20 protein-coding genes are annotated in these 22,962 nt (G+C 63.0%); 14 read left to right on the forward strand and 6 right to left on the reverse strand.

What is annotated here, in order from left to right; all coding sequences use genetic code 11:
* Nucleotides 1-90 precede the first annotated feature (90 nt).
* The 8 genes from JOZ06_RS10100 (at nucleotide 91) to btsR (ending at nucleotide 10,982) form a co-directional block, all read left to right on the forward strand.
* Nucleotides 91-2,736, forward strand: a complete 2,646-nt coding sequence (locus tag JOZ06_RS10100; RefSeq protein WP_293232015.1) for a sulfotransferase — start codon at nucleotides 91-93, stop codon at nucleotides 2,734-2,736.
* 72 nt (nucleotides 2,737-2,808) lie between these two features.
* Complete coding sequence (locus JOZ06_RS10105; protein ID WP_293232017.1) at nucleotides 2,809-3,459, forward strand: HD domain-containing phosphohydrolase; 651 nt, start codon at nucleotides 2,809-2,811, stop codon at nucleotides 3,457-3,459.
* 94 nt (nucleotides 3,460-3,553) lie between these two features.
* Nucleotides 3,554-4,549, forward strand: a complete 996-nt coding sequence (locus JOZ06_RS10110; RefSeq protein ID WP_293232019.1) for an inverse autotransporter beta domain-containing protein — start codon at nucleotides 3,554-3,556, stop codon at nucleotides 4,547-4,549.
* 37 nt (nucleotides 4,550-4,586) lie between these two features.
* Nucleotides 4,587-5,459 carry a hypothetical protein gene (locus tag JOZ06_RS10115; RefSeq protein WP_293232021.1) on the forward strand — a complete coding sequence of 291 codons (873 nt, stop codon included), beginning with the start codon at nucleotides 4,587-4,589 and terminating at the stop codon, nucleotides 5,457-5,459.
* A gap of 253 nt (nucleotides 5,460-5,712) precedes the next feature.
* On the forward strand, nucleotides 5,713-6,996 hold the full coding sequence (locus JOZ06_RS10120; RefSeq protein WP_293232023.1) for a hypothetical protein: 1,284 nt from the start codon (nucleotides 5,713-5,715) through the stop codon (nucleotides 6,994-6,996).
* Between the two features lie 63 nt (nucleotides 6,997-7,059).
* On the forward strand, nucleotides 7,060-8,472 hold the full coding sequence (locus tag JOZ06_RS10125; RefSeq protein ID WP_293232025.1) for an L-serine ammonia-lyase: 1,413 nt from the start codon (nucleotides 7,060-7,062) through the stop codon (nucleotides 8,470-8,472).
* 88 nt (nucleotides 8,473-8,560) lie between these two features.
* Complete coding sequence (locus tag JOZ06_RS10130; protein ID WP_293232027.1) at nucleotides 8,561-10,261, forward strand: sensor histidine kinase; 1,701 nt, start codon at nucleotides 8,561-8,563, stop codon at nucleotides 10,259-10,261.
* A gap of 1 nt (nucleotide 10,262) precedes the next feature.
* Complete coding sequence (gene btsR / locus JOZ06_RS10135; protein ID WP_293232029.1) at nucleotides 10,263-10,982, forward strand: two-component system response regulator BtsR; 720 nt, start codon at nucleotides 10,263-10,265, stop codon at nucleotides 10,980-10,982.
* Between the two features lie 73 nt (nucleotides 10,983-11,055).
* On the opposite strand, the gene JOZ06_RS10140 is transcribed toward btsR, so the two are convergent.
* Nucleotides 11,056-12,270 carry a Fic family protein gene (locus JOZ06_RS10140; protein WP_293232031.1) on the reverse strand — a complete coding sequence of 405 codons (1,215 nt, stop codon included), beginning with the start codon at nucleotides 12,268-12,270 and terminating at the stop codon, nucleotides 11,056-11,058.
* Between the two features lie 266 nt (nucleotides 12,271-12,536).
* Between JOZ06_RS10140 and JOZ06_RS10145 the strand changes: the two genes are divergently transcribed.
* Entirely contained in the window at nucleotides 12,537-12,878 is a 342-nt protein-coding gene (locus JOZ06_RS10145; RefSeq protein ID WP_293232033.1) for a DHCW motif cupin fold protein, read from the forward strand.
* A 151-nt stretch (nucleotides 12,879-13,029) separates the two neighbouring features.
* Here JOZ06_RS10145 and JOZ06_RS10150 read toward each other — a convergent pair whose 3' ends face one another.
* The 3 genes from JOZ06_RS10150 to JOZ06_RS10160 form a co-directional block, all read right to left on the reverse strand.
* Nucleotides 13,030-13,653 carry an RES family NAD+ phosphorylase gene (locus JOZ06_RS10150; protein ID WP_293232035.1) on the reverse strand — a complete coding sequence of 208 codons (624 nt, stop codon included), beginning with the start codon at nucleotides 13,651-13,653 and terminating at the stop codon, nucleotides 13,030-13,032.
* Nucleotides 13,646-14,335: a hypothetical protein gene (locus tag JOZ06_RS10155; RefSeq protein WP_293232037.1), complete on the reverse strand. Its 690-nt coding sequence runs from the start codon at nucleotides 14,333-14,335 to the stop codon at nucleotides 13,646-13,648. The genes JOZ06_RS10150 and JOZ06_RS10155 overlap by 8 nt, the downstream gene beginning before the upstream one ends.
* An 81-nt stretch (nucleotides 14,336-14,416) precedes the next feature.
* The gene (locus JOZ06_RS10160; protein WP_293232039.1) at nucleotides 14,417-15,355 is read right to left on the reverse strand and encodes a helix-turn-helix domain-containing protein; all 939 of its coding nucleotides are present in this window, start codon (nucleotides 15,353-15,355) and stop codon (nucleotides 14,417-14,419) included.
* 162 nt (nucleotides 15,356-15,517) lie between these two features.
* On the opposite strand from JOZ06_RS10160, the gene JOZ06_RS10165 reads away from it, so the two are divergent.
* Entirely contained in the window at nucleotides 15,518-15,916 is a 399-nt protein-coding gene (locus tag JOZ06_RS10165) for a CopD family protein (RefSeq protein WP_293232040.1), read from the forward strand.
* Between the two features lie 15 nt (nucleotides 15,917-15,931).
* Here the strand turns inward: JOZ06_RS10165 and JOZ06_RS10170 are convergent, their stop codons facing one another.
* A complete protein-coding gene (locus tag JOZ06_RS10170) occupies nucleotides 15,932-16,606 on the reverse strand; it encodes an isoprenylcysteine carboxylmethyltransferase family protein (protein ID WP_293232042.1) in 675 nt (224 codons plus the stop codon).
* 236 nt (nucleotides 16,607-16,842) lie between these two features.
* Here JOZ06_RS10170 and JOZ06_RS10175 point away from each other — a divergent pair, with 236 nt between their 5' ends.
* From JOZ06_RS10175 to JOZ06_RS10190, 4 genes are all read left to right on the forward strand, one after another.
* Nucleotides 16,843-17,274 carry a DUF4088 family protein gene (locus JOZ06_RS10175; RefSeq protein WP_293232044.1) on the forward strand — a complete coding sequence of 144 codons (432 nt, stop codon included), beginning with the start codon at nucleotides 16,843-16,845 and terminating at the stop codon, nucleotides 17,272-17,274.
* Nucleotides 17,275-17,501: 227 nt separating this feature from the next.
* A complete protein-coding gene (locus JOZ06_RS10180; protein WP_293232046.1) occupies nucleotides 17,502-18,929 on the forward strand; it encodes a methyl-accepting chemotaxis protein in 1,428 nt (475 codons plus the stop codon).
* Between the two features lie 202 nt (nucleotides 18,930-19,131).
* The gene (locus JOZ06_RS10185; RefSeq protein ID WP_293232048.1) at nucleotides 19,132-19,437 is read left to right on the forward strand and encodes a hypothetical protein; all 306 of its coding nucleotides are present in this window, start codon (nucleotides 19,132-19,134) and stop codon (nucleotides 19,435-19,437) included.
* A 196-nt stretch (nucleotides 19,438-19,633) separates the two neighbouring features.
* Entirely contained in the window at nucleotides 19,634-20,680 is a 1,047-nt protein-coding gene (locus tag JOZ06_RS10190; RefSeq protein ID WP_293232050.1) for a helix-turn-helix domain-containing protein, read from the forward strand.
* Here JOZ06_RS10190 and JOZ06_RS10195 read toward each other — a convergent pair.
* Complete coding sequence (locus JOZ06_RS10195; RefSeq protein ID WP_293232052.1) at nucleotides 20,671-22,908, reverse strand: glycoside hydrolase family 3 C-terminal domain-containing protein; 2,238 nt, start codon at nucleotides 22,906-22,908, stop codon at nucleotides 20,671-20,673. The two genes, JOZ06_RS10190 and JOZ06_RS10195, sit on opposite strands and share 10 nt — an antisense overlap.
* Between the last annotated feature and the right edge of the window lie 54 nt (nucleotides 22,909-22,962).

Raw genomic sequence — 22,962 nt, forward strand, 5'->3', positions numbered from 1 at the left:
TGCGCACAGCTTTACACGCTTTACATCGACAATCCTGTCGGACATTTCGCCCCTTCTTCCGGCAGGGCGAATCAGCATCAGGAAGAATCGATGACGGCACAAGCACCGGCTCACCCAACCATCTTGCAAGACCCAGACGCTCCGCAGGCACGCTTTCTGCGCGCCCTGCAGGCGCTCGGGCAGCGCCAGCCGGCGCTCGCCGCCGAGTTGCTCGCGCCGCTGTGCCGCAACGCGCCGGCGATATCGCGGCAAGTGATCAAGCTCGCATGGCTGGAGGCGCGCGCCCAGCAGGACGACATGACGGGCGCGCAAACGGCGTTGGAATCCGAAGGCCGCCAGATCGGCGTCGGCGCCGCGCTGTTGCGGCATTTCCGCGCCAATGGCCGTCTACAGCTTCCGGACGACGCCGCGACCTCCCCGCGCCGGGGCAACACGGCGGTCAAATCGGCGCCGGCTGAGGTCAGCGAAGCGCTGGCGCGGCATTTCCAGCAGGGCGAGTCGGCCGCCCTGGCGGAACAGGCATTGACGCTCATTGCGACTTACCCGCAAGACGCCTTTCTATGGAAACTCCTCGGCGCGGCGTTTTCGCGCATGGTCATGCCGCATTGCGCCCAGGCTGTCATGCAGCAGGCGCTGCGGCTGCAGCCGCGCGACCCGGAGGTTTGGAACAATCTGGGCAACCTCTTGCGGGTGCACAGGCGGCTCTCGGAATCGCTGCAATGCCTGGAACAGGCCCGCGCGCTCGCGCCCGGCGCGATGCTGATCCACTTGAATCTGGGTCAGGCGCTGCTGGAAATGCGCCGGGCGGCCGAGGCGGAGTCCTGTTTCCGCCAAGCGCTGCAACTTGCGCCACAGTCGATCGAGGCGCTGAACCAGCTGGCCAATCTGCTGCGGCCGCAACAGCGTTTCGACGAGGCGCAAGCCTTGCTGCAAACCGCCATCGCCTTGGACCCCGGGCAAGCGATCAGCCACAATAACCTCGGTTGCGTCTTACGCGACCGCGGCGACTTGGCCGGCGCCGAACGGCAATACCAACATGCGCGGACCCTGAGCCCCGAGCGGTCGGAAATCGCCAACAACCTGGCGGGCATCTGGCACCTGCAGGGCCGGCTGGCCGATGCCGAAGCCCAATTGCGGCAGAACCTGCGGCAATGGCCGGGCGATCCGCAAGCCTGCAAGCAGTTCTCCTTCCTGATGCGCCAGCAAGGGCGCGCGGCCGAAGCCGTCGCGGTGTATCAGCATGCGCTGGCCGTCTCGCCGCGTTACGCACAGCTTTACTTCGACCTGGGCGCCCATTTGCTGGACATGGGGCAGGCCGAGGCCGCCCAAGCGCCATTGCGGCAAAGCATCGCGCTCGACCCCGAATACGTGGCCAGCTACAACCTGCTAAGCATCGGGCTTAGGCAGCTGGGACGGCTGGAAGAGGCGCGCTCCCTGTTGCAGCAAGCGCTGGACGTGCAACCGCGGGATACGGAGACACTGTGCAATCTCGGCATCGTGCTCGGCGACCTCGGCCAGACCAAGCTCGCCGAAGCCTGCCTGCGCCAGGCCATCTCTTTCCGGCCCGACGAAGCCCGCAATTATCTGAACCTGGCCGACGCGCTGATGAGCGGCGGCAACGGCGAGGAGGCGCGCGCGCTGGTCGACCAGGCGCTGACGCTGGCGCCGCGGCAGCACGATATTCTCGCCAGCGCCATGTTGATGCTGCCCTTGCGCGCCGACGATCCGCGACTGGCCCAAGCCGACGCGCTACTCGCCGAACGCGATCAATGGACGTTGAGCGAGCGGATCAAATTCATGCTCGCGCTCGGCAAGGCGCGCGAGCACGCCAAGGACTACGCCGGCGCCTTCGCCTGCTACGCCGAGGGCAATCAGCTGCGCGCGAGCCTCAAACCCTACGACAGCGTGGCCGACGAACGCATGGTCGACGCCATCTGCCAGGTATTTTCGGCCCCGCAGTTGGCGGCATGGCAATCGCCGGCGCCGGTCTCTTCGCGACGCACGCCGGTATTCATTGTCGGCATGCCCCGCTCGGGCTCGACCTTGATCGAGCAGATGCTGTCGGCGCATCCGCAGGTGCACGGCGCGGGCGAGCAGTATCTGATCAACGAATTCACCGCCGAAGCCAGCAGCATCCTCTACGGCCAGCCCAACCCCGACGGCATGGCCCGGCTCAGGGAACTGGGCGATGCCTATCTCGACCGCCTGTGGCAGCAGGCGCCGGAAGCCGACGTGATCTGCGACAAAATGCCGGAGAACTGTTATCACGTCGGCCTGATACGGTTGATGTTGCCGCAGGCCAAGATCATTCACAGCCAGCGCTCGCCGTTGGACACCTGCTTCTCCTGCTTCGCCACGGCCTTCCAGACCGGGCATGACTACAGCTCGTCCGAGCGCGCGCTGGCGCGGCGCTTCCTCGCCTACCAGCGGGTGATGCGCCACTGGCACGAGGCGCTGCCAGGCTTCGTCCTGGACGTGCGCTACGAATGGCTGGTGCGCGACCCGGAGGTGCAGATCCGGCGCATGCTCGACGCCATCGGCCTGCCCTGGCATCCGGACTGTCTGGATTTTCATCAAGCCGCGCGCCAGGTCAGAACCGCCAGCATGACCCAGGTGCGCCAACCGCTCTACACCAGCGCCATTGCCCGCTGGCAACGCTTCGCCCCCTGGCTCGGCGAGCTGATCGTGCTGTTGGCGGGCGAGGAAGCGGCGTGGCAAGAACAGTTGATCTCATAAACCACTTGGGTAATCTATAAAAGAGAATAATCCTCATTCATATTTCATGGCCGCAACCAGGAGCCGCCGTCTATGGCCTCAATCTCGCTCGATGCCTCCGCGTTGCCGCAAGGGCAAAGCCGGCTCTTGCTGCGTCAGGTGGTGAAATCGCTATGCAAGACGGTAGAAGAGGCCGAGGTCGGCACCTCGTATCATCACCAAGGCGTGGCCAGCTTGTGCTATTTGCTGTCGCGCCGCATGGGATTCACCCGCGAACAGGCGCTGTCGCTGTATCTGGCCGGCAGCTTGCACGACATCGGCAAGCTGGCCATTCCCCCCGGCATCCTGCTCGCCCCGCGCCGGCTGACCGAGCAGGAATATAAGCTGGTGCAGGGGCACGTGCAGGCCTCGGTGCGCATTCTGCGCCCGCTCGGCATCATGTGGCCCGACCTGCCGATCATCGTCGGCCAGCACCATGAACGCATGGACGGCAGCGGCTATCCGGCGGGGCTCAAGGGCGACGCCATCCACCCGAGCGCCCGCATCTTGGCGGTGGTCGACGTGGCCCACGCCATGCTGTCCAAACGCAATTACCGCCAAGCCGGCACCTTCGAAGCCGTGCTCGCCGAACTGCGCGGTCCCGGCTTCGACCAATCAGTGGTCGACGTCATCGATATCGAGCACGGCAACTTCGTCGGCTGGCTCGACCGCAGCATGGGACACGTGGCCACCCATTACCGCTAACCGGCCCGAAAGGCCACCTAAAAATTCCTTTTCCCCGCACTAAACTTCGCCATGGGCAGCCGATATATAACCACACTCAAAAAATAGGCACACCATGAAAAAGACAGTCTTGATACTGCTTTCCTTTGGCATGGCTGGCGGGGCGTGGGCCGACAGCTTACCGGATCCTTCCGGCCCGCAACCGGCGGGCGATAACACAAACTCCTTCAGCCGCGACGCGGCCGGCTTCGTGCAAAACCTGGCGTCCTCCCAGTCGGGCGCCCAGGGAGCGCTCAACCAGGTGACCAACCTGGGCGTCTCGGCGATGCAGCAAACGGTGATCGACCATATCCGAGCGTATCTACCCACGTTCGAACTCAATACCGCTTTCACCCAGGACGGCAAGCCGCTGTTCGGCGCGCTGGGCGTCATTCCGCTGGGCGAGGTCAGCCCAAGCGGCAACGCGCCGTTCAGCCAGGTAAGCCTTTTCCGTACCGACGGGCGCACCACGGTGAATCTTGGCATCGGCGATCGGCAATTGCTGGCCAACGAGCGCGTGCTGGCGGGCGTCAACCTGTTTTACGACCAGGAATTTCCCTATAACCACCAACGCGCGAGCTTGGGTGGCGAGCTGCGGACCTCGGTGGCGGAACTCAACGCCAACTGGTACCAGGCGATTTCGGGTTGGAAAATCAACAGCGACGGCATTGCCGAGCGCGCGATGGGCGGCGAGGACGCCGAGGTGGGGCTCGCGTTGCCCTATATGCCCAAGATGCGCGTGTACGCCAAGCAATTCCAATGGAACGCCTACGACGGCATCGCCGATGTCAAAGGCTATACCTGGAGCCTGAAGGGCGAGTTCACCCGCTGGCTGACGATGGAAGTGGGCCGCACCCATTACACGTCGGGCGCCGACGATGCCAATTTCGTCAGCATGAACCTCGATCTGATCAAGCTGTGCCAAGCGCCGACGGCGGATGAGCCGTTCTTCTCCGACACCGCCTGGCAGCTGACGTCGATGCGTTCGCACCTGTACGACAAGGTCCGGCGGGAAAACCTGATCCAGAAACAGGCCGGCAAAGGCTTCACCGTTTCGGCGGTCGGCAACTGATTCCTTCGATTCAAGCTCTTGGGGAAAGACACGCACCATGCATCTCGTTAACCGCTTCCTTATTGTCATGGGCCTGCTGCTGGCGCCTGCCGTGGCGCTGGCCAGCAACACGCCCGCCTGCACCTATGACGGCACGGGCGCCGTCATCAACACCGCCCAGTGCGCCACCACGCCGCAAGCGTTCGACGTGCTGATTTACCAGCTCGGGCTCTGTACCCAAAATCCGACCAGCGGCGGCTCGTTGGATACCCGCTCCTGCACGATGCTGATCAATAGCGCCGGCACATCGGCCGATCTGAGCGCCGGCGCCTCGGTGGTGCTGTCCGACCAGGCGATACCGCCGCAGGGGACGTACGGCTACGCGCTATTGGTGGCCAGCAACAGTATCGCGGTCACCAACAGCGTCCACTATTCGCAGCCGATGGTCGGTTCGGCCGGCGGCACCGGCAATTGGTGCTGGACCGTCTCGGGCGTGGTGAAGGAGGTCTCCCCGTCCCCCGCGCTGGTCGCCTGCGGCAGCGCGCCGAACCCGCAGCCGACGGTCAACAAGCTCGACAGTTTCAGCAATGGCTGTTCGTGCGATCCGTCGTCCACCGGCCTCAGCAGCGATTTCCACGGACAGACGGGCGTGGCGGCCGTCGCGGGCGGCACGATGCAGGCCACGCTCGCCACCAACAACAACAGCTTTGCCACAGCGGCGGATTTCCCCGACAACATCACCCGGGTCATTGCCGTCGAAACCTTCGCCAACCCCGTGGTCATCAACGCCAATACTCTGGGGCTGAAACTGCAGTTCACCGTGTCCAACGCCTCGGTGCCGGCGCAAAACGGCGGCAATGGCCAAGGCTTCGGCGCCAGGGTCTACGCCTATGAAGTCAGCGCTTTCTCGGTGCTGATGAGCACCTACTGATCCGGCTGCGCCGCGACGCTTGCCGACAGGCAAACGGCCGCGGCGCGTTCTTACCCAAATGCAGCGCTAACTCCCTGTCAGTTTTTCAGAAAACCCCTGTACAGCCACGCCGCTCGCACGTCAAATCGACCGTTCGGGTGGCTATGCTGCCGTTCCGAACATTTCCGATTTTCCCACTTGAAACCTTACTACACTCCGCCGCAGCAAACGTCTCTACGAGGCGCTCACTGCTCACTCAGGGAGGTAGTAAATAATGACTTCAACCAGCAAAACACTCGACGCCGGGCTCGTCCAGCCCGCCGCCGCCACCGCCTGGAGCGCCCACGACCGCACATGGGTGCTCGGCCTGTTCGCCACCGCCATCGGCGCCGGCACCTTGTTTCTGCCGATCAACGCCGGTCTCGGCGGCATTTGGCCGCTGCTGGTCATGGCCGTTCTGGCGTTCCCCATGACCTATTTGGCCCACCGCGGCCTGTTCCGCTTCATCCTGTCCTCGGCCAAGCCCGGCAGCGACATCACCGAGGTGGTGGGCGAGCATTTCGGCGAAACCGCCGGCAAGCTGATCACCCTGCTGTATTTCTTCACCATTCTGCCGATTCTGCTGCTCTACGGCGTCGGCCTGACCAACACGGTCGAAAGCCTCGTCACCCATCAGATGGGCATGGCCGCGCTGCCGCGCGCGCCGCTGGCGTTCGTGCTCACCGCCGCGCTGATCGGCGTGGTCGCCTCCAGCGAGCAGATGGTGGTGCGCGTGATGGCCTGGCTGGTCTACCCGTTCATTTTCGTGCTCATCGGTCTCGGCCTCTTCCTCGCGCCGGATTGGAACAGCGCCGTGCTGCACGGCGTGCCGTCCGCCGGCAAGTTCAGCGTCACGCTGTGGCTGAGCATTCCGGTACTGGTGTTCTCCTTCAACCACTCGCCGGTCATTTCCCGCTTCGCCGTGGCGCAGCAGCAGCGCTATGGCGCCCACGCCGTGCGCAAGGCCGAGCAGATCGAGAAGTACGCGGTGATGATGATGGTCGCCGTGGTGATGTTCTTCGTCTTCAGCTGCGTGTTCGCGCTGTCGCCGGCCGACCTGGCGCTCGCCAAGAGCCAAAACATCTCGATCCTGTCCTATCTGGGCAACAAGTTCCAAAACCCGCTGGTGGCTTGGCTCGCGCCGGCCGTGGCGCTGGTGGCGATGTCGAAGTCCTTCCTCGGCCACTACCTCGGCGCGCGCGAAGGCCTGCACGGCCTGATCACGCAATACCTCGACGCCAAGGGCAAGCAAGGCAACACCAAGGCGATCAACCGCTACATCATGGCGTTCATGTTCGTCACCATCTGGGTGGTGGCCACGCTCAACCCGAGCATTCTGGGCATGATCGAATCGCTGTGCGGCCCGATCATCGCCGCGATGCTGTTCATCATGCCGATGTACGCCATCCGCAAGGTGCCGGCGATGCGCAAGTACGCCAACCAGCCGGGCAACGTGCTCGTGCTCTTCATCGGCGCCGTGGCGATGTCGGCCATCTTCTATTCGCTGCTCGGCAACTGACGACCGAACCGCGCTTCCTCCGGCCCGCGGCTGGGGAAGCGCGTCTTTCCAGGGGTTCACATCATGATCAGCCTATTCCAGCTCTATAAGGTCGGTATCGGTCCCTCCAGCTCCCATACCCTCGGTCCGATGAACGCCTCGCGCCGTTTTGTCGACGGCCTGCGCGAGCGCGGCCTGCTGGCCAAAACCACGTCGGTGGTGATCGACGTGTTCGGTTCGCTGGCGTTGACCGGCCTCGGCCACAAGACCGACGTCGCGCTGCTGCTCGGCCTGATGGGCGAGTTGCCCGATACCGTCGACGTGGCGGCGATACCGGCATTGATCCAGCAGGTACGGCAAAGCCAGCGCCTGCGACTGGGACACGATGGCCCCGAGGTCGAGTTCGCCAATACCGCCATGACCTTCCACCGCTCCAACCTGCCCCGGCACGAGAACGGCCTGACGATCAAGGCCTTCGCCGACGGACAGCTGCTATTGGAAAAGAATTACTACTCGATCGGCGGCGGCTTCGTCATCGAGGACGGCGACAACGCGGCGTCGGAAGACGGCGCGAGCGCCGTGCCGTACCCCTACGCCAGCGCGGCCGAGCTGCTGGCGCACTGCCAAAACACCGGCTTGTCGTTGTCCGGCCTGGTGCTGGAAAACGAACAGGCGTGGCATTCGCGCCAGGAGATCGGCGACTATTTCGGCCACATCTGGCAGACCATGCGTCAATGCATGGAACGCGGCATGAAAACCGAGGGCGTGCTGCCCGGCCCATTCCGCGTGCCGCGCCGCGCCGCCGCGCTGCAACGCCGGTTGGCCTCGTCGGGGGAACTCTCGCGCGACCCGATGAACATCGTCGACTGGGTCAACATGTTCGCGCTGGCCGTGGCGGAAGAAAACGCCGCCGGCGGCCGGGTGGTGACGGCGCCCACCAACGGCGCCTGCGGCATCGTGCCCGCGGTGCTCGCCTATTACCACCAATTCATCCGCCCGCTGGACGGCGACGATTGCATCCGCTTTTTCCTGGCCTCCGCCGCCATCGGCGCGCTGTTCAAGACCAACGCGTCGATCTCCGGCGCCGAGGTCGGCTGCCAGGGCGAAGTGGGTGTCGCCTGCTCGATGGCCGCCGCCGGCCTCGCCGAATTACTGGGCGGCTCGCCCGAACAGGTTTGCATTGCTGCTGAAATTGCCATGGAGCATAATCTTGGCCTCACTTGCGACCCGGTCGGCGGACAGGTGCAAATCCCTTGCATCGAACGCAACGCCATGGCCGCCAACAAGGCGATCAACGCGGCGCGGATGGCGCTATCCCGCACCAGCGCGCCCATCGTGCCGCTCGACAAGGTGATCGAGGTCATGCTGGAAGTCGGCAAGGACATGAGCCCCAAGTACCGCGAGACCTCGTGCGGCGGACTAGCATTGAAGCTGGCGGCGCCGGCGCCGGTCAGCACGGCGGCCATCGAACCCGAGTGCATCCGCTGGGCGCCCTAGGATCTGTCGTCACAAGAAGCGGTGCACTGCCTGCGGCGAGTGCACCCTACGCGATTGCGCCAAACGCACCATCTGAAGGGAATTCACGTTGGCTTTGCATTCGATTGTCACGCTGTCGGTGATGCTCTTGCAGCAGATGTGCGTTTACCTGGCCGTCGCTTACGCCTTGAGCCGCACGCGGTTGTTCATTCCGTTGACGCGCGCCAGCATCCGCTGGCCGCACCGCCTTGCCTGCTACGTGATTTTTTCCGCGTTTTGCATCATGGGCACACTGCTTGGCCTGCCGGTGGTGCGCGGCAACGCCATCGCCAACACCCCGGCCATCGGCGCCGTGCTCGGCGGCCTGCTCGGCGGTCCATTGGTCGGTCTGGCGGTCGGCATCACCGGCGGCGTCCACCGCTATTTCCTCGGCGGCTCGTTCGGCCTGGCGGCGGCGCTCGATATCGTCATGCAAGGCCTGGCCGGCGGCGTCACCCACCGCTATCTGATCAAGCACGGCAAGACCCGGCTGCTGTTCAGCCCACTGCTCGCCGGGGGACTGACCGGCTTCACCATCCTGATCGAGCTCGGCATCGACCTGGCGCTGTCGCGGCCGTTCAACGAAGCGCTCTACATCGTTTCGCTGATCGCGCTGCCCGAACTCATCGCCAACGCCGCCGGGGCGGCGGTGTTCGTCAAGATCCTGCTCGACCGCCGCGACAGCATCGAGCAACATTCGAGCGCCTTTTCCGCCAAGGCGCTGGAGATCGCCGCCCACGTCGACGGCGTGCTGCGCGACGGCTTCGATCAGGAAAACAGCATGCGCGTCGCGCGCATCATCTACGACCAGACCGGCGTCGGCGCGGTGGCGATCACCGATCGCGACAAGATTCTGGCTTTCATCGGCATCGGCGACGACCACCATCTGCCCGGCACCCCGATCACCTCGCCGCAAACCCGGCACGCCATCGAGTGCAACGAAGTCATCTTCGCCGACGGCAACGAAGTGCCGTATCAATGCTCGATCAGCGCGCACTGCAAGCTCGGCTCGTCATTGGTGATTCCGCTGGTGGGCGAGGACCGCCAGGTGATCGGCACCATCAAGCTGTACGAACCGAAGACCCGCATCTTCTCCACCATCAACCGCACGTTGGGCGAGGGCATCGCCAAACTGCTCTCCAGCCAGATTCTGGACGGCCGCTACGAGCGGCAGAAACGCCTGCTGCTGCAGTCGGAGCTGAAGCTGCTGCACGCGCAGGTCAACCCGCACTTTCTGTTCAACGCGCTCAACACCATCATCGCCGTCACCCACGACGACGTCGCCAAGGCGCGCGCGCTGTTGACCGATTTGTCGGTGTTCCTGCGCAAGAATCTCAAGCGTCCGACCGAGGACGTGCAGCTCGCGGACGAAATCGAGCATATTCAAGCCTACCTGGGCATCCAGCTCGCGCGCTTCGCCGACCGGCTGTCGGTCGAGATCGATATTCCCGAGGGGCTGCTGCGCGTGCGCCTGCCCGCCTTCACCCTGCAACCGCTGGTCGAGAACGCCATCAAGCACGGCACCTCGCAGATGATCCGCCCCGGGCATATCCACATTCGCGCCCGCATGGACGAGCAGGGCATCTGTCTGCAAGTGACGGACAACGCCGGTCTATACGACCCGGCCGCGCCGGGCGGCGGATTAGGCATGAACATCGTCGACCGGCGCATCAAGAACCGTTACGGCGAGGCTTTTGGCGTAACGATGGCATGCGAGCGCAACGTGTCCACCCAGGCGACCGTGCGCATTCCGATGGAGGCAACGAGCTGACATGATTACCGCATTGATCGTCGACGACGAAATCCACGCCCGCCAGGCGCTGCGCCGCGCCTTGGAGCCCGCCCAGGACATCCATATCGTGGGCGAGTGCGGCAACGCCATCGAGGCCCTCAGCCGCGTGTACGTCGACAAGCCGGACGTGGTGTTTTTGGATATCCAGATGCCGCAGATCACCGGGCTCGAGATGCTGAGCATGCTCGATCCGTCGACCATGCCGTACATCGTGTTTCTGACCGCCTACGACGAGTACGCCGTCCAGGCCTTCGAGAAGAACGCCTTCGACTACCTGTTGAAACCGGTCACCGCCGACCGCCTCGGCATGACGCTCGAACGGCTGCGCCACAGCCTGTACCGGCCCGACTTCAGCGTATTGCCCGAAGCCAACCGCCTGCGCCAGATTCCCTGCTTCAGCCAGCAGTCGGTGATTTTTCTCAAGCTCGACGAGGTCGAGTTCATCGAGTCGCGCGCCAGCGGCGTGTTCGTCTCCGATCTGCAGGGCAACGAGCATCTGACGGCGCTGCGCCTGAACGTGCTGCAGCAGCGCACGCCGCTGTTGCGCTGCCACCGGCAGTATTTGATCAACGTCGATCAGGTGCAGAAGCTGCAATATCTGGAGAGCGGATTGGCCGAGTTCGTCACCCGCCGCGGCCGCGTCATTCCGATCAGCCGCCGGCTGTTGCCGGAGATCAAGGAGCTGTTGGGGATCATGTAGCGGTGGACACGGCGAATATTTTGGCGGCTAATTCGACGAGAAGAATCACGGTTCGCAGCACCGCATTCAATGATTAGGCTTCAGCTTCCACCCATAGCCTGGGGAAAAGATAACGCCACAAACGCAATGGAATACCTAGCGAAACAGGCCCACGCGCTGTCGGCGATGTCAGGATGCCGAGATCCAGCAGTTGTTTCAAAACCCGGTCTGCCGACCGATCCGCTATTCCCATCATCGCCTTGCATTGTCCGCGGCTCAGCTCTTCAAATGCCGCGAGATGCAGCAATGGCGTGACTGCGTTCTCCATGGAAGAAGGTGCTCCAATTACAGCCCCTTCGGCGGCCAACATAACTCGCACCCTATTTGCGAACTGGTCAAGCGCCAGGGTCTGTTTCATGAACTGCACCTGATCCAAACAGGTCGTGAGGCCATACCGAATGAAGTCGACTAAGCCCCGTTCGGTGAGAATGCCACGGCCGTCAGTATCGCCCTGCCGCTCCACGTCCGCGCGGTTCAAGGTGGCATAGTATTGATCTGTTGTCCTGGCAAAACCACGCATGGGAGACCAAAGCCCTTTGGTCAGGCCCATGGCATGCAGTCCCAGATGCGTATGCAACCGGCACGTTCTACCGTTGCCATCGATAAACGGGTGAATCCATGCCAGACGATGATGAGCGGCAAACAAGGCAATCAGCGCATATTCACCGGCCCTCCTTGAAGCATATTCGCGCTGCCAAAATGCCATGAAAGCCTCGATCTCAGCGGGATCCGGCGGAATATGCGTGCCGACTTTCACCCCTTGCCGGCGAAATTCACCAGGGACGATATCAACCGGAGCCATTGACTCTCCGGCATGCCCAGCCTGGATACGATCCTCGGCAGGCAACTGGCTATACAAGTGGTGATGAATCGAACGAACGAACTCTGACGAGAACAACCGAGATCCGTCAAAGTGCTGACATAGGGCCTCTCCCCACTGCTCCGTCTCGATGTGCGCAACGGCCACCCGCTGCTTTCTCGCTTCGTCCGGCCGATCATCGTACCTGGCCGCCAAAGCGTCCTGGATCAGCAAAGGCGACGTATGCTGGCCTTCAATCTTGTTGGTATAAAACGAGTTCATCTGCCGCAGCGACTCTTGGAGCAAGCGGCACACGCTTGGCAGCGCCCCATTGGGCAACTCGTAGGCATGGCGCATCAGCTCGGCTGTCATCTCGAGCAAGGGCTGTATGGCCCTATCGCCAGGCATCAACGGAGTCATTTGTGTTGGATGGGTGAAATGGTAAGGCATACCAGCCTCCGTAACGCCTTCATTGGCGAATCTTATGGCGAGTATTATACGCAAAAAAACTCACGTTAACACGCTGAAATAAATGAGTTTATGTAACTTTTGGCGAATATCATGGCGAATAATTAAATCAGAAATGCCATGAAAGTGGCGTGATCTTCACCGCACTCAACGGGCTGTCCGTAAGTCGGATGACGGATTTTTGCGAAAAATCCGTCAATAATGCATGAGTGCGCAATGGGCGCCACGTCTCCAAGAGGAACGCCGCAATGAAGATGGATGCTTTTCCGTTTGTCACGATCGACTGGAACACCGTCGAGCGCACCGAGCACAAAGGCGCCACCGGCTGCGCCTACTGGCGCACGCGCTTTTTCGGCAAGGGGGAGAACCGCATCCGCGTGCGCATGGTGGAATACACGCCAGGTTATCTGGCGGACCATTGGTGCGAAAAAGGTCACATCCTGTTTTGCCTGCAAGGCGAGCTGAAAACCACCCTCCAAGACGGCCGGACGTTCGTCCTGACACCGGGGATGAGCTACCAGGTCGGCGACAATGCCGAAGCGCACCAATCTCAAACCGATACCGGCGCGACGCTGTTCATCGTCGACTAAGAACCTCTAACAGAACACATTCCGTGGTTGGGTAGCGTGCGTTCGCGAAGCAACGCACGGCCTGAGGACTCACGCAAGACGTGCATTGCCTGCGGCGAATGCACGCTACAAAACTCGGGCGGATGCCTGGCCGGTGCTTTTGTCAGAGATTCTAAACCAGGCACACCCCAATACGCTCCGCCAGATCGACCACCTCGGCTTTGGCCTCATCGCCCAAGCCTCGGCCGGGGCCATGCGGCATCAACACCCCCGCCGCAATCCGATCGCCAAACAGCATCACGGCGCGCGCACTATCGTCCTGCCGCGACATCCAGCACAAGCCCTGCGCATCCGGACATTCGGCATGAACTCGCTCGGCAAAAGCCCGCGTCTGCGGATACAGGTCTTTTTCCGTATCGATCAACTCCGTCCGCCGAAAACCCAATTTCCGTAATGCGACATTGCGTAAATCGACCAATGTGAGCGCCTGCCGCACAATCAGCCGGGAATGCACAAGCTGCGCCAGCTTGCTTTCATCCACCGTTTTCAGTCCGGGCACGAACGGCACATCGTGGAAAACTGTTTCCATCAGGGCGCAATCGAGTGTTGTTCCGGCGTAGAGCGTGGGAATGGGATGACCGTCGGCATGCTTGATCTGGCTGAACCTGGCATTGCCGCGCACGCCGGGGTTGAACTGGCCGGCGGCATAGCAATCGGGGTGAACCCGATGCAGAAGCGCGTCTTTGGGCCAAGCGAGTAGCGCGATCCGGTCCTTCAGCCATGCCGGCTTAGCCATGCGTGATTCCCATCGCTTCATCTTCGGCAGCGGCAATCACCTTCTCAGGGGCGGATTTCAGCAGGTCTTTGGGGCGCTGGCCGCCGAGAAAACCATTGGTGGAGGAAAACCAGAACGCCAGCAGCCAATCGGACTTCGTTTCGCCGAATTTCGCCAATACGTCACGGATGACCGGCAACGGCCGATAGCCATTGTCATCATCCAAGGCATAGCCGGGGAAATAGTCGATTCCCTCATGCTTGACGGCGAAGATCTGCCGCGCGCGTTTCCATTTGTTAGGCTGCGCGCTGGGGTTTTTCATACTGAAACCAGCCACTTGCGACAGCTCCGACGCGGTGAGCCAATCGCCATCGGCAAACGTCGCATTGATGGCGCTGGCACGCATCCGCGCCTGCGTCAGCATATGGGTTGGCGTCGGCACCGGTTTCACCAGCGCCCTGATCACCGCTTCAATTTGCTGCGACTGATGCGCTTGCTGAATTTCCGAAATGACTGGCGTCAGGTTCAACAAGGTTTCGGCCAAAGCTTGCGAATCGCGAGGCCGTGCATGCTCCATCGTCAACACCACGACCTGGTCGGGGTGTGTGGCGAGTTGCTGTAACTGGCCACGCACGGTTTCGACGCTCCCCGCCATCGCCTTCACGACGAGATGATCCGCCACTACCTGCCGCTGCGCGCTCATCTTGCATTCCTTGATTGGTTATTTCGGATATCAAAATAGAATCATAACCAAAATAATTCAACCCCACCATGCAATGCGACATCACCCTTTATCGAAGGCCGCCCGGTAGCGTCGTGGCGATAGACCGGCGATGCGGCGGAATTTTTCGCGGAACGCGGAGGCCGAGCCGAAGCCCACTTCGGTGGCGACCTCCTCGACCGACAGCGCGGTCGTCTCCAGCAACTGCTGCGCCCGCCTAACGCGCATCACCCCCAGCCACTGCAGCGGCGGCATGCCCGTCTGCTCGACAAAGCGCCGCGTCAATGTTCTGGGGCTCGTCAGCGCCCGCCGGGCCAGCTGGTCCAGCGTGATCGGCTCGGCCAAATGCCGCTGGGCCCAATCCATCAATGGCGACAAAACGCCGGCGCCGATCAGCGCGTCGTTGGCGATGTACTGCGCCTGCCCGCCTTCGCGCACCAGCGGCACCACCGCCAGCTTGGCCGCCAGCGTGGCCAGTGCCGCGCCATGGTCCTGCCGCAACATGTACAGACACAGGTCGAGCCCGGCGGAAGCGCCGGCGGACGTCAGGATTTGTCCATTGTCGACAAACAGCACATTCGGATCGACCGTCACCGCGGGATAGCGCCGCGCCAATTCATCGGTGCCGCGCCAGTGCGTGGTTGCGGTCAAGCCATCCAGCAACCCCGCCTCGGCGAGCACGAAGGCGCCGGTGCAAATGGAGGCAATGCGGCAGCCGTGCCGCGCCGCCGCCCGCAACACCGCGATCACCCGGGGGGAGACGGCCGCGCCGGGGTTTTCGATGCCGGCGACGATCAGGGTGTCGGCATCCCGCGCGCCCTCCAGACCGTATGGCGCCGTGAGGCCGAACAATCGATGGCGCACGCGCCGCGCCTCGCCGCAGACGCGCACTTGGTAAAGCGGCACGCCATCGCTTGACCGGGCGCGAGCAAATACGTCGCAGGGTGTCGCCACGTCGGAAGGAACGAAATCATGTAAAACCAGCACTGCGATCTTGTGCATGATGAATTGGCCAAAAACCGTCGAATGTTGTCATTTTAGCCAATCGACGCGCGCCAGGCCAAAGCGGAATAATGGCCGCGACTGTCAACGGAGAATCCTCATGGATGAACATAGCGGCGATTTGCAAAACTTACGCGGGCTGGCACGTCGAGGCGCGGCGTCATGAGCTACCTGTTGCTCAAAGGCGTGCACGTCGCGGCGGTATTGGTGTTCGTCAGCGGCTTACTGCTGCTGGCGATGGCGGGGGCGACGCGCAACTGGGCGCTGGCGCAGAAACTACGGGCATGGGACCGCTATGCGACCTCGCCGGCATTGGCGCTGGTATGGCTCACGGGACTGAGCATCGCCACACAAGGTCATTGGTTCGGCGCGCTCTGGCTGTCGGTCAAACTCATCCTGGTGATCGGCCTGTCGGCGCTGCATGGCTGGCTGTCGGCGCGGATCAGGCGTTCGGCGCAGGCCGGACTCGCGACAGCCGGCTGGTTGACCGCCATACCGCAAGGACTCGTCATCGCCACGGCGCTCATCGCGCTGTTGGCCGTGACAAAACCGTTTTCCTAACGCCGTCGGGCTCGGTCAATACACGCCCGGGAACAGGCGCCAACGCACACGGGCGCGGTAAGCGGCATAGCCGGGCAATTGCGCCGCCAGTAGCGCTTCTTCGTCGGCCAGACGCCAAGCGAACGCCAGAATCGCCACGGCGGCGGGAAGAAGCCCCCACCAAGACCCCAGCGCCAGCGGCAGGCCCACGGTATAGATCGCCGCGCCGGCATACATCGGGTGGCGCACGACGGCGTAGGGACCGGTATCGATGACCCGCTGGCCATCGACCACTTGCACGGTGGCAGAGCCGAACGCATTGACCTGGAACACCCGATAGGTCAGCCCCATGCACGCCAACACCAGCGCCTCGCCCACCAGGCACAGCCAGACGGGCACGGCCGACCAGCCGAAGCGACGGTCCAGCGCGGGCACCAGATAGCCGGCGAATACCGCTGCGAACAACAAGGCGGCGATCACCTTTTGGATCGGCCGCGACTCCGCTCTCGGCCCGCCCTTCAAGCGGCTTTCGCGCAGCAACGGATCTTGGCCGATCAGCCACACGTACGGCAGGCCGGAGAAGAACAGGACCGCCAGCAGCAGCCAGGCCTGCCAATAGGCGGCCGTCCCCGCCGCCAGCAGCAGGCCGAGGCCGATGACGGCGAGCGATATCACGTCCCGCCAGAAGATTTTCATCACGGAAGAAGTCATGGTTGCGAACCCGCCCCCCACCCATCATCAGGGGCTATGAATTTGCCGAAATCGGGATCAGAATACCCTCGGGCACGTCAGAATCCATACTCTTAGTATGGATAATTTTCGGACCCAGCTGTATCTCCTGCAACAGGTTGCGACTCACGAAAGTAGCCAGGCGAAAGCCCGCTGGCCGCTGCCGGTGTCACCCGCCGGCAACCACGAGCGTACTTAACCGAGCATTGGAGATGACGATGAATACCATTTCTGTATCACTGACCGATCAGCAACTCGATGCGATTCGAGAAGAACTCGCCGAGTTCATCAATCTGGGCCACCGCCTGGGCATTGAATTCCCGCCGCCCTCCCTTGAAGAGTACCTCACGGCCAAAGTCACCGGAGACGCGTCGCCGCTGATCACCCGCTGCTGCACCCAAATCACCAAGATCGGCGCCGAGCGCATAGGCGTCGCCTTCAATGACGTTTTGCGCATGGCCCGGCCTTTTGGCTTCGTCATGGTTTCCACCAGCGACGACACCATTGCCATCAACAACAAGGCCAAGCAGCTGGCCGAACGGCTGGTGACCCAATTCGGCTTTAGCCCGGCGTCCGCGCAGGCGATGGCCGAGGCGCTGGTTGCGTCGACCTATTCCGTCAGTGAATTCGCCTCCGACCCGGCAAGCTGATTGCCGTTCCCTGCCGTCCTTTGCCACGACCGCTGAGCCACACGCTCCCCCAGCGATCGCCGTAACACGATGCAAAGCCAGCCCCGCCCATCGGCGGGGCTTTCGCTGCCGAAACCTTTTGCGGGCAGACTTCTCCTCCCCAACACCCCAATCGTATTACTGTGCTAGTTTTAATGTGACAACGTAATAACAACTCGATAGCACCCCTTTCCTCTTAAGGGACCAACATGATCTTCTGGCGTAAAAAAGAGAACACAGCGGAAGCGCGACCTGAAGAAAGTCAAAAACAACAGGTCGATGGCTCGGCGGGGACCTTGGCGGCAAACTTCAACGAGATGGGATTGGGCCTGGCGCAAGTCTGCTACCGGCTCAACCGGCTGACGCAGGACGCGGATAAAGTCGTTTCGCAATCGGCTTTGATCCGGCAGGAATCCGGCGCCATCCGCTCGCTCTCCGCGGCGGTGAATGGCCACGCCCATGACGCCACCGAGGCCGCCAACCGCACCCGCAGCAAAGCGGAAGCCGGGTCCGTCAGGCTGATGCATACCGTTACGCGCATGCAGAGCATGTCGGCGCAAGCGGGCGACTCCGAGGTCTTGTTGAAAGCCCTGTCCGCTCAGATCGACCAAGTGCTGCGCGCGTCGGCCAACATCCAGCTGATCGCCCAGCAAACGAACCTGCTGGCGTTGAATGCCGCCATCGAGGCGGCGCGCGCCGGGGAGGCCGGCCGAGGTTTCGCCGTGGTGGCCGACGAGGTGCGCAAGCTGGCCAATCTCGCCGCCAGTTCGTCATCCGACATCACCTCGATCATCACCACCGTGCGCGCCAACACCGAACAGGCGGTCAGCACCATCAGCCAGCTGTCCGGCGAAGCGAAAGAGGTGTCGACCACCGCGGCCGACATCGGCGCCGAACTGGGCGACATCCTCAAGGATGCGATTCAAACCGCCGAGTTGGTCGACAATATCTATCATGGCGCCGATAAAACCGCCGCCTCGGCCGAGGTCATCGCCAACCAGGCGGAGAGCAGCCATGGGCTGATGGCCACCTTCCAGCAGGAGCTCACCGCGGCGGCGGATCTATCCGATAAGCCGGGCGAGCAGATTTTCCGGCAAATGGTGCGGCAGGGCATGCCGGTGAACCACCGCCGGATCTTCGAAGTGGCCAGCAACGCCGCCAAGGAGATCGGCGCGCTGTTTTCCAAGCTATTGGCGGAGGGGCGCATCAATCGCGCCGCGTTGTTCTCCAATCAATACACCCCCATTCCCAACACCCAGCCGGTCAAGTACGGCACGCCGTTCGACAAGTTGCTGGACGACGTCCTGCCCGCCATCCAAGAGCCGATTCTGCAGCAGCACGCGGACATCGTCTTCGCCATCGTCACCGATAAAAACGGCTACGTGCCGACCCACAACCGCCGTTTCAGCCAGCCGCTGACGGGCGACCCGCAAAAGGATCTGGTGGGCAACCGCACCAAGCGGCTGTTCAACGACCGCACCGGCAAGCGCTGCGGCTCGCACACCCAGGACATGCTGATTCAAACCTACCAGCGCGACACCGGCGAGGTGATGCACGACCTGTCGGTGCCGATCTACGTCAACGGCGAGCACTGGGGAGGATTCCGGGTGGGGTATAAACCGGAAGCCGCGGCCTAGGGTCTGTCAACAAATCGATTGCAGGGCGCCATCCGTCATAGGGCGCCCTGCTCCTTTTTCGGGCGGCAGGGGCTTATTTGCAAACCTGCGGCGAGCTGCACCATTTCACATTCAATGCGATTGCCACGTTTTAACGTAGCCCGGATCTGCTTCAACGCAAATCGGGAGCGCGCATCCGCAATCCAACACAAAGGAAAACGAAATGGTCACCTTGAATAGCATCCCTGTCTCAAATCCGTTCCAAGTCCGGCTCATGTTGTACAACGGCGTGAATGCCGTGGCATCGATCGAACCGGAGGATGCTCAAACCATCACCAAGAGCTTCGATCGCATCGTACTCGTGCCCGGAGGCGGCGCACACGCTGTCTATACGCAATCGACCGCAGGCAACTTCACCATCTCGCCGGGTTATGTCGCCTCGTTTACACAAGCGGGCACGACCATCCGTATGGAGTGCATCAATCCTCTGCCGCCCGCGACCACCACTGTCATCAATTTCACCAGGTAGCACGCTGAATACAGGTGACGCGCCCCACTTCAGTGGGGCTTTTCAACCTGAGCCCATCGGACAAGAGACTGTGCGTTGGCTCAGCGAACGCATGCGCCCCCTCCGCTTGCCCACGACGCATCCGACTGATGTAGCGCATTCATTACAACAATGCCCACGCGGATAATGGCCTGGACTCTTTGCCAAGAGATCGGCCATGCTGACCTTTCCCATGCCTGGGGGCATCCGCCACAAGACCGTTTCGTCACGGTTGATCGGCAATTTCATGCACATGGCGCGCCGCATCGGCATCGCCGAGGCGGAATTCTGCCGGCTGACCGGCATCACCGCCGATGACCTGGAGGCGCGCGACGGCCGCTTGGCCGGCGATAAGCACCTGCGCATGCTGCGTCTGGCCGAGCAGACCCCCTTCGCCCTCAGCGATTTGCCGCCATCGCTGGAAGCCATCTATCCGCACTATCCCGAGCTGGCCGCGCTGTGGAGCGTGAGCCGCACCCCCCGGCTGGGCGTGGTCCGTTATGTCGAGCATCGCGGCCTGATCGGCGAGGTGGACAGCGTCATTCTGGAACAGACGCAACACAGTATCCGGCTTGAATACGTGAACGAAGCGGGCATGCCGCGCTCGGCGGCCAGCGCCTTGAGTAATTTCGTGCTGGTGCTGAACATCCTGCGGCACTTGCTGGATGGCGCGCCGTGCCAGGTTGAGATCGAGCTGCAGCACACGCTGGACGTCCCCGCCGTCGACATCGCGCAGCACCTCGGCGTCCGCGTGCGCTTCAACCGCCCCGCCAACCGCTTCACTTGCGCGTCCGACGCGCTGGACACGGTCTACCGCCTGCATCAACCGCTGGTTGAGCGCCATTTGCAGGCGCAAGTGGAGGCGGCGCGGCAGCGTCTATCCCGGCGGGAAAACTTCTACGAGCAAGTCTATGCCGCGCTGCAAGCGCGCCTGCACATGCCGGCCGGCGCCAGCGACAGCGAACAGGCGCTGCAAGCGCTGTGCCGGCAATTCGATGTGTCGCGCTGGACCTTGCTGCGCCGCTTGAAGCAAGACGGCAGCACCTTTCAATCGCTTTGGTCGCGTCTGCGCGCCCAGGAAGCGCACAGACTGCTGAGTGAAACGACCATGGCGATCGGCGACATCAGCGCACGGCTGGGCTTCCGCTCGCAAAGCGCCTTATCGCGCTTTTTCCGGGCGAACTGGGGGCTGTCGCCCGCCCAGTTCCGCACCGGTCACAGATAACCACCATCCTCGCGCACCGTTGCGCCAAGGGCCGCCGCGTCGCGGGAGGACGTCCCCACCGCCAGGCCGACCGGGCCAGCGGGCATGCGCCAGCGATGCGCCGACACGTCCCATATCGCCAGGCGCTGCGGCGCCACCTCGATCGTCACGCGGCGCGTCTCGCCCGGCGCCAGCATGACCTTCTGCCAAGCCACGAGGCGCTTGGGCGGTTCGCCGCTCAACGCCGGCAGATTGGCGTAAACCTGGGCCACCTCCGCGCCGGCGCGGTTGCCGGTATTACGCAGCGTGACGCGCAAGGTCACACCGCCATCTGCGCCCCGTCGCGACTGTAGCCCGCTCAAGCCGAAATGCGTATAGGACAGGCCATAACCGAAGGGAAACAGCGGCGCGATGTCCTGGGCGTCAAACCAGCGGTACCCCATGCGCAAGCCTTCGCCGTACACCACGTCGGCGGTACTGGCTGAAATCAGCTTTTGCGGCAGATCGGCATCGCGTTGCGGGAAAGTCAGCGGCAGCTTGCCCGAGGGATTGACGTCGCCGAATAGCACGCGCGCCAGCGCCGGGCCACCTTCCATGCCGGGGTACCAGGCGTCGAGCACCGCCGACACCTGCCCGATCCAAGGCATGGTCACCGCCGTGCCGTTCTCCAGCACCACCACCGTGCGCTTGGCGCGTGCCGCCACGGCGCGGATCAGCGCTTCCTGGTCATACGATTGATTGGCCGCATCGGTCTCGGCATTGGGTAGCGTCAGCGACGGCAGGTCCATGCCTTCGCTGCTCCACTGCGTGGCGAAGACGATGGCCACATCCGCCTGGGCGGCGGCATCGGCGGCCGCGGCAACGTCATGGCCGTCCAGATAGCTAAACGACATCCCCGGGGCACGCGCGCGCAGCGCGGCCAGCGGCGAGGACTTGAACCAGGTGGCGCAGCCGGTCATGAAATGATCCGAGCCGATCGCGGCTTGCGGTTGCAGACAGGCCACGGCGTTATCGGGGGACGGTGCGGCGCCGCTCGACTGCACGCCGGACCCGCCGGACCCGCCGCCCGCCAGCACCCCGGCGTCGGCATGGCCGCCGATCACCGCCACGGAGCGAATCCGCGCCGGATCCAACGGCAAAGTGGCGCCATCGTTCTTGAGCAGCACCATCGACTGCTCGGCCACCTCGCGCGCCAGTGCATGGCCGGCCGCCACGTCGATTACGCCGCCACGCGCGGGCGGGTTCGCCACGATGCCGAATTTGACCATAGTGCGCAGCTTGCGGCGCACCATGTCATCCAAGCGCGATACCGGCACACGGCCATCCAGCACCGCTGCCTTCAGCCACTGATTGAAATGGCTGTGCACCCCGAAATTCACCGCGTTGTCGTCTTGCGAGCCAGGTTCCTCCTCATCCAGCCCCGCCAACGCGGCCGGCACCGTGTCGGTGACCGCCATCAGCCAATCCGACTGCACCGTGCCCTTGAAACCCCACTGCCCTTTGAGCACGTCCGTCAGCAGCACCTTGTTCTGGCAGCTCTTGCTGCCGTTGACCAAGTTGTAAGCGCACATGACATTGCCAACCCCGCCTTCCTTGACCGCAATCTCGAACGGCAGCAGCGACAGTTCGTGCAAGGTGCGCTCGTCGACCACCGAGTTGGAGGTAAAGCGCTGGGTTTCCTGATCGTTGGCGGCAAAGTGCTTGACGGTGGCGATCACGCCTTGCGACTGGGTGCCCCGGGTGCGCGCGGCGGACAGCACGCCGGCCAGCACCGGGTCTTCGCCCAGGTATTCGAAGGTGCGGCCGTTACGCGGCTCGCGCGCGAGATCGATGCCGCCGCCCAGCCCCTCGCCAAAGCCAAGAGCGCGCAGCTCCTTGGCGATTTGGGCGCCGTAACGCTGCGCCAGGTACGGGTCCCAGCTTGCGGCCAACGCCAATGGTGCGGGAAATTGCGTCGCCTGACTCTTGGGCACGTTCAGACCGCCGACGCCCCCGGCCGAATCCGCGCTCGCCAGCGCCGGAATCCCCAAGCGGGGAATGCCGGGAATGTAGCTGGCCCCACCCACCGGCGACGGCATCCCCACCCCATGCACCATCTGGATTTTTTCGTCCAGCGTCATCCGTTTCACCCATGCGGCCGCCTGCGCGTCCGCCCGCGCGTCCGAAATGGCGGGCGCAGCGCTGGCGGCATGCAGCATGCCGACGGCAAGCAAAGCGCAACACACGCGGGTCAATCGTCTGGATGGCATGGCTAGGCTCCTGAATGGGCAATGAAATTGTCCAAGAGCCTAGCATGGGGCCAG

Source organism: Paludibacterium sp. (genome assembly GCF_019232825.1).
In the GTDB taxonomy this organism is placed as follows: Bacteria; Pseudomonadota; Gammaproteobacteria; order Burkholderiales; family Chromobacteriaceae; genus Paludibacterium.